We start from the raw sequence: 7474 nt of genomic DNA on the forward strand, positions 1-7474 counted from the left end.
CCCGATCTCGGCGAACCAAGCTCTTTCTTCTGGCGATATTGTCCCGTCTCCCTTTGCACAAATCAGAACAGCCTTCGTAAATGTTTCATAATCTTCTTCGGGTGGGAGTTCTTGGATCCCATACAATTCATCCATAATCCACAACGTACCATCCTCTATACTAGGCATAATTTCAATTCCTCTTTAATTACATGGGGATCGGAGGGTTTGGGGTGAACGCTAAAACTTCTGACTACACGAACAAATTTTCAGCCTTTTTCTTCTACCAAAATGGATCTGAGGATCCATTTTCCTCGACAAACCCAGGACTTCAAAAAATTAACCGAAGCATCTGGTGTTTGTCAATAAGTATTTTGACTTAATTTATGAACTGACGAGATGATGTTAGGCTCTGTTGCTGGGCAGGGCTGTTTCATTGTCGATTCAAATGGAGATAGAGTCAGACTAAGTACAAATAGACAACAAATAAGTCAGATTATGCCCTAAACTGTCTATAAATTCGGTTATTGAATCATAGCCATTAGCCCGGATTACGGTTAATATCCAGGCTGGGGGGGTGACTTGCAAGCTGAAATCCTTACTAGATAATAATTTAAGCCAATCAGTTACAAAAAGATACATGCGGTTTTGGGCGCGACCTTGGACGTAGTTATAAGGGTTTGAGCTTGCCATTAAGCGATGCAGAGGTGCGACCCGTGGCGAATTTAATTCTTAATGCGGAAAGCGCACCATTACCTTCACGCGGGGGTTTCCCCCACTCGCGCTTTGCATGGCTGACAATGAAAGGAGGGTCAATTTGGGACTGTATCTTACCTGAGCTCACCTAAAAACCTTATATAGTAAGCTTTTTAGGGCTCATGTCACCCCCTCAGGATGATTACAATAAACAATAAGTACACAAAGATTAGATAATCAACGATGACAATAGCATTACCTAACAGACCCAAAAATTTCTGGCTTTTGCAGGTATTTAAGTGGCTTTCAGATCCAGTCGGTTATATGGAAACCACAGCTAAAGAATATGGCGATATTTTTATCTCGCCAGTTGTGGTAAATCTTGGGGAAGTGGTATTTATCAGTAACCCCCAAGGTTTACAAACAATTTTAAGCAATCCTCAAAAGTTTCCTGCCTCTGGTAATTTAAATAAAACTCTTGAACCTTTATTAGGTAGTAATTCTGTCATCATGTTGGATGGTGAAGAACATAAAACACGGCGAAAATTACTGTTACCTCCGTTTCACGGAGAAAGAATGCACACTTATGGTCAGCTCATTTGCGATATCACTAAAAATGTGACGAGTCAGTGGACTGTTAATCAACCATTCACAATTCGGGACACCTTACAAAAAATTGCCATGCGGGTAATTTTTTCTACGGTGTTTGGTTTGCATGATCGGCCACATTATCACCAATTACAAGAATTATTATCTGCCAGACTCAAGGCCACGAGTTCTCCCTTGAGTGCCAGCTTAATTTTTTTTCCATTTCTAGCAAAAGATTATGGGGATTGGAGTCCAGGGGCAAAGATTAATCGTCACCAAAAACAAATGGATGAATTGCTTTATGCAGAAATTCGCGATCGCCGTGCTCAAGGAGAGAGCGATCGCACCGATATTCTCAGTTTATTATTATCAGCTCGTGACGAAAATGGTGAGGGGATGAGTGATGAAGAATTACGAGATGAGTTGATCACTTTGCTAGTGGGAGCTTACGAAAACACTGCTACTGGTCTGGCTTGGGCTTTTTATTGGATTCATCACTTACCAGAAGTTAAAGATAAACTCTTAGCAGAAATCGATTCTCTGGGAGAGAATCCCGACCCGATGAGTTTGTTTCAACTTCCCTATCTGACTGCGGTTTGGCAAGAAACATTACGCATTTATCCAGTGGGAGTGTTGACATTGCCTCGTTTGGTACAAGAATCTGTAGAAGTGGAGGGAAAATATTTAGAAGCTGGCACAATTATCTTTCCCTGTGTTCATTTGCTGCATCAGCGTGAAGAGTTATACCCAGAACCTAAAAAGTTTAAGCCAGAACGCTTCCTGGAGCGTCAATTTTCTCCTTATGAATATATACCGTTTGGGGCGGGTGCTCGTCGCTGTATTGGTGCTGCATTGGCTGAGTTTGAAATGAAATTAGTGTTGGCCACCATTCTCAAGCAGTATCAACTAGAATTAGCCGATAGTCGTCCAGTTAAACCTCAGCGTCGCGGTTTGGCTCTTGAGCCTGCGGGTGGGGTGAAAATGATCCTGAAGGGTGATCGCATTTCTGAAGAAAAACCTCTAGCGGGACTTAAACCAAAAATCAGAGCTAAATAGGATTTAATCCTTTTAAACCATAGACTTCATGTCAATGTATGAGCGATGAAAGAAATATGGGAGATTATTGGGGGAAAGTCAGAGAAAAAACCTCTCTCAAATGGCTGATTACGCCCGTTTGATTTACATACCACAGATTACACCATTTTTTAACTGAAGACACCATTTTTTAACTGAAGCCCCTTGGTCAGGGATGGCAGTCAATGGCCGTCGCCTTGAGGTGATGAATCAGTGCTCTCAGACTCGAATTTTTTTTATCCTAAATTGCTGCAATCTCTACCAAATAAGCTTTTCCGGCTATTATCTCACTCTCTGAGCAGTAAAACCTAAAACCTACGACCTTAACTATTAGTAAATAACAATATGATATTATAGCACAATAAACTATAATTAAAAAATTATAGCATTGATCATAGCTATGAGGTACACAGGATTTTTTCCGGTGATCCGCTGTTCCGGTGATCCGCTGTTCCCTGCTCCCTACTCCCTACTCCCTACTCCCTACTCCCGCGCAACCGATAATTTTGTACCTCACCCAATTGACAACTGCTATCTATGAACCTTGAAGACGCTCTGGAATTCGCCAATGCCTTAGTGTTTGCCAAATCGGGGAATCATCTCACGGATTTACAGCAAGCCTTAATTGAGGCATCTTGGTCCTGGAAGCGTCAAAGTTATGATACTATTGCTGAAACCTATGGCTATTCCCCGACTTACCTGAAACATGATATCGGTCCGAAGCTGTGGAAACTTCTCTCAGAGGCTTTGGGGGAAAAAGTAAGTAAAAAGAACTTTCGCTCAGCCCTCGAACGACGGTGGCGCAGTGAACAGGAAACTATCTCCTCGAACCAACAGCCAACTACACAGGAAACCACAACCCTAGTCGGGGACTCTACCGAGGAAACAGATGCTATTGGCCTAAGGCCAAGCTACGCGAACGCAAAAGCCCGTCACGATTGGTCAGAAGCCGTTGATGTTCGTTTCTTTTATGGACGACAATCAGAACTAGCCCAGTTGCAGCAATGGATTCTGACAGAAAACTGTCGGCTAGTTGCCTTGTTAGGGATGGGCGGCATGGGCAAAACCTCCCTCTCCATCAAGCTTGCCCAACAACTCCAACACCAGTTTGAGTTTGTTATTTGGCGCTCCCTACGTAATGCTCCTGACCTATCAGAGATTTTGACTCAGTTGCTGAGATTTCTATCCAATCAGCAAGACATTGATTTACCAGACACTACAGACGAAAAAATTTCCCGACTGCTGAATGATATACGCTCCCACCGTTGTTTGCTAGTTCTCGATAATATGGAAACAATTTTACAAGGGGGAGCTCAAAGCAATGCTGCTGGAAATTATCGAGCTGGATATGAAGAATACGGTAAACTATTGAGACGCTGGGGCGAAACCTCCCATCAAAGCTGCTTAGTACTAACCTCTCGGGAGAAGCCTCAAGAAATTGGACTGCTAGAAGCAGAAGTGCTACCTGTTCGCTCCCTACAATTAAGTGGTTTAACAACTGCTGAAGGACAAGAAATTTTTAATATTGTCGGGTCTTTTGAAGGCAAAGAAAAGGAATGGAATAAGTTAATTAATGGTTATTCTGGTAATCCCTTAGCTCTAAAAATTGTAGCGACAACAATTCATAAATTATTCGCCGGTAATATCGCGGAGTTTTTAAATCAAGATGCGATAATATTTGGCAATATAAAAAATCTTTTAGATCAGCATTTTGCTCGATTAAGCGAGCCAGAACGAACAGTTATTTTTTGGCTCGCCATCAATCGAGAAGAAGCCTCATTTACTGACTTACGAGATGATATATTTCCCCCCGTACCACCCCAACAACTGATCGAAACCCTGGAATCCTTGGAACAGCGATCGCTTGTGGAAAGAAAAGCGTCTTTGTTTTCCTTACAACCGGTGGTGATGGAATATGTAACTGAACGCTTGGTTGAGAAAATCTGTGAAGACGTTATTGCTGGTATAACCGCCATTAATACCACTAATAACAACTGGGAAAATTACCTATTTAGGACTCATGCTCTCCTCAAAGCTCAGACCAAAGATTATATTAGAAATACTCAAATTCGTCTCATTATCAAACCCATTGTAGAGCGTCTACAGATTGCTTTAACAGGTAAGGGTAACCTAGAAACCCATCTAAATCAGATTCTCGACACGCTTCGAGGCAAACCTGCCTTAGCCATTGGCTACGCTGGTGGAAATATTATTAATCTCCTTTGTCAACAGCAAATCTGTTTAAAAGGCTATGATTTTTCAAGAGTTACAATTTGGCAAGCTTATCTACAAGGAGTGGATTTACAAGATGTCAATTTCGCTCACTCCGATTTATCCAAGTCAGTGTTTACTAAAACCTTAGGAGTAGTATTTGGGGTAGCGTTTAGTCCTGATGGTAAGCTTTTAGCTACTGGAGATGTGGAAGGTCAGTTGCGTTTATGGCAAGTCGAGAATGGTAAGCCAATTTTAATTTGCAAAGGTCATACTGGTTGGGTTTGGTCTGTTGTCTTTAGTCCTGATGGTAATACCCTAGCCAGTTGCAGTAGTGACAAAACTATTAAACTATGGAATGTCAGCACAGGTCAGTGTATTAAAACCTTAGAAGGCCATACCAGTTCTATTTGGTCAGTAGCATTCAGTAGGGATGGTAAAACCCTAGCCAGTGGTAGTGATGAATCAACAGTAAGGCTTTGGGATGTAAATACTGGTGAATGCCGTCAGGTATGTCAGGGACATACCGGTCAAGTCCTGTCGGTGGCCTTTAGTGCAGATGGTAAAACCTTAGCCAGTGCTAGTGATGACCAGACAGTGAGACTGTGGGATTTTAGTACTGGTGAATGTCGCCAGATCTGTCATGGTCATACTAATCGGATTTGGTCAGTTAATTTTAGTCCCGATGGTGCGATGTTAGCCAGTGCAAGTGCTGACTTTACCATTAGATTGTGGGACCCATGCACAGGTGAATGTCTCAACATCTTAACTAACCATAGCGACAGAATACGCTCAGTAATGTTTAGTGCAGATGGGCAAACCCTAGTCAGTGGCAGTGATGACCAGACGGTGAGGCTGTGGAATGTCAGCAGTGGTGAATGCCTGAACTACCTACAAGGACACACCAATTCTATATTTTCAGTAGCATTTAATCGGGATGGTCGCACCGTAGCTAGTGGCAGCAGTGACCAAACCGTACGTCTATGGAATAGCAACACAGGTAGATGTCTTAAAATTTTACAAGGATATACTAATTCTGTATTTTCAGCAGTATTCAGTCCCAATGGTCAACAATTAGCCAGTGCCAGTACTGACAACATGGTCAGGTTGTGGGATGTCAGTAATGATAACTGTTTAAAGAGACTAGAGGGACACACCGGTTGGGTGACTTCTGTGGCATTTCATCCCAATGGTGAAATTCTCGCTAGCAGCAGCGCTGACCAAACCATACACTTGTGGTCAGTAAGTACAGGTCAATGCCTGAAAGTATTGTGTGGTCACTCCTATTGGGTGCAATCCGTTAGCTTTAGTCCTCTTGGTGAGACTCTTGCCAGTAGTGGTGATGACAAAACCATCCGCTTATGGGAGGTCAATACTGGTGAATGTTTTAAGATATTACGAGGTCACACCAGTTGGATTTGGTCTGTTACCTTCAGTCGAGACGGTCAAACCCTAGCCAGTGGTAGTGAAGACGAAACCATACGCTTATGGGATGTCAGGAGTAGTGAATGTCTCAAGGTTTTACAGGGTCACACTAGTCGGGTACAGTCGGTAGCCTTTAGTCCTGATGGCCAAACCCTAGTTAGCAGCAGTGGAGACCAAACTGTTCGGATTTGGGATGTTAGGACTGGGGAATGTCTCAGGATTTTACGGGGCCATAGTAAAGGTGTCTGGTCTGTCGCCTTTAGTCCTGATGGTGAGTTGATTGCCAGTGGTAGCTTAGATCAAACCGTAAGGCTTTGGCACGCAAGTACGGGTGACGATCTGAGAACCTTACACGGTCACAGAAATTCAGTACGGTCATCGATTGGGTTTAGTCCTGTAAAACATCAAGATCACCAGGGTAGATCTGATCAAGAACAGGTGAGCAGTTATTGGCTTACTTGTGGCAGTAATGATGGGACTATTAAAGTTTGGGATACTCACACAGGTCAGTGTATTAAAACCCTGATTCCTGATCGACCTTACCAAGGTATGAACATCACAGGGGTTACTGGTTTGACCCTAGCACAGAAGTCAGCACTGGAAGCGTTGGGCGCACTGAGTTGATGTCAATAAGATGGGTAAGCTAAAATGCATTTTATAGCGTTTATCGCAGTTATGAGGTAAAAATTTCTGGGTTTTAGGGAGCAGGGAGCAGGGAGCAGGGAAGTCGGAAGTCAGAAGTCGGAAGTCGGAAGTCGGAAAAAATAATGTGTACCTCATAGCTACTAGAAACGTTATATAAAGTAGAACTGTACAACAGTTTATTTGATTAGTTTTTTGGATTAAAAAACATGAGTAACAAAGAAATGTTCAAAACTATTGCTTCTGAAGTACAGTTGTTTCAGGAGATGGGGCAAAAAGAAAATTTTATCTTTGTCATAGGGGCTTTAGTTTCTAGACTAATTAGTTTACAGAAAGCAGCAGAAATAATGCAAATAGAACCTGAAGTTTTTCTAAAAATTTTGGATTTAATGGGAATTGAGTTTTCTTACCTATCTTCTGAAGATATAACCATTGAACGAAACTGGTGATTCCAGATGAAAATTGTTTGGATCTTTCGTACTTGTTATGCTAAATTAACAGTTTAGCGAAGGGAGTAGGGAGCAGGGAGCAGGGAGCAGTGGAAAGAGGAAGTATTTATTTTTGTTAAAAAAATAGCCTCAGAACCCTGTCTTGATGCAGTCGCTCATGGTTTGAATTTACCGTAAGACAGTTGAGCCTTAATCAATAAGTTTTACCCCTTTTGTGCATAGCCGACCAACCATAAAGGCTCAACTGTCTAAGGTTTGGTCTCCGGGGGAAACCCCCAAGACCGCGCAAATCACGCTTGTATAGTAAGCTTTATGATTTTTTTTACTTAAAATGAGCGCATAGTAGGTACTGAAGAACCATTTTCAGTAATAACCGCGATCATGTAAACCGTAATCCCGAATTTCTTAGC

At 42.3% G+C, this 7474-nt stretch carries 5 protein-coding genes and 1 pseudogene; 5 read left to right on the forward strand and 1 reads right to left on the reverse strand.

Going from position 1 to position 7474, the window contains the following annotated elements; all coding sequences use genetic code 11:
- Window positions 1–918 precede the first annotated feature (918 nt).
- The 4 genes and pseudogenes from F6K52_RS28555 (at window position 919) to F6K52_RS28570 (ending at window position 6597) form a co-directional block, all read left to right on the forward strand.
- Window positions 919–2319, forward strand: coding sequence for a cytochrome P450 (locus tag F6K52_RS28555; protein WP_364420166.1), 1401 nt, complete (start codon window positions 919–921; stop codon window positions 2317–2319).
- A 58-nt stretch (window positions 2320–2377) separates the two neighbouring features.
- Window positions 2378–2569 (forward strand): annotated as a pseudogene (locus F6K52_RS28560) (hypothetical protein); the annotation flags it as partial.
- Window positions 2570–2737: 168 nt separating this feature from the next.
- A complete protein-coding gene (locus F6K52_RS28565) occupies window positions 2738–2878 on the forward strand; it encodes a hypothetical protein (RefSeq protein ID WP_293086615.1) in 141 nt (46 codons plus the stop codon).
- Window positions 2875–6597 carry an NB-ARC domain-containing protein gene (locus F6K52_RS28570; protein ID WP_293086618.1) on the forward strand — a complete coding sequence of 1241 codons (3723 nt, stop codon included), beginning with the start codon at window positions 2875–2877 and terminating at the stop codon, window positions 6595–6597. Before F6K52_RS28565 ends, F6K52_RS28570 begins: the two co-directional genes overlap by 4 nt.
- Here F6K52_RS28570 and F6K52_RS28575 read toward each other — a convergent pair.
- Complete coding sequence (locus tag F6K52_RS28575) at window positions 6565–6753, reverse strand: hypothetical protein (RefSeq protein ID WP_293086621.1); 189 nt, start codon at window positions 6751–6753, stop codon at window positions 6565–6567. The two genes, F6K52_RS28570 and F6K52_RS28575, sit on opposite strands and share 33 nt — an antisense overlap.
- 71 nt (window positions 6754–6824) lie before the next feature.
- Here F6K52_RS28575 and F6K52_RS28580 point away from each other — a divergent pair, with 71 nt between their 5' ends.
- Complete coding sequence (locus tag F6K52_RS28580) at window positions 6825–7064, forward strand: hypothetical protein (protein WP_070392389.1); 240 nt, start codon at window positions 6825–6827, stop codon at window positions 7062–7064.
- The last annotated feature ends 410 nt before the right edge of the window (window positions 7065–7474 follow it).

Source organism: Moorena sp. SIO3H5 (assembly GCF_010692395.1).
Classification (GTDB): Bacteria; Cyanobacteriota; Cyanobacteriia; order Cyanobacteriales; family Coleofasciculaceae; genus Moorena.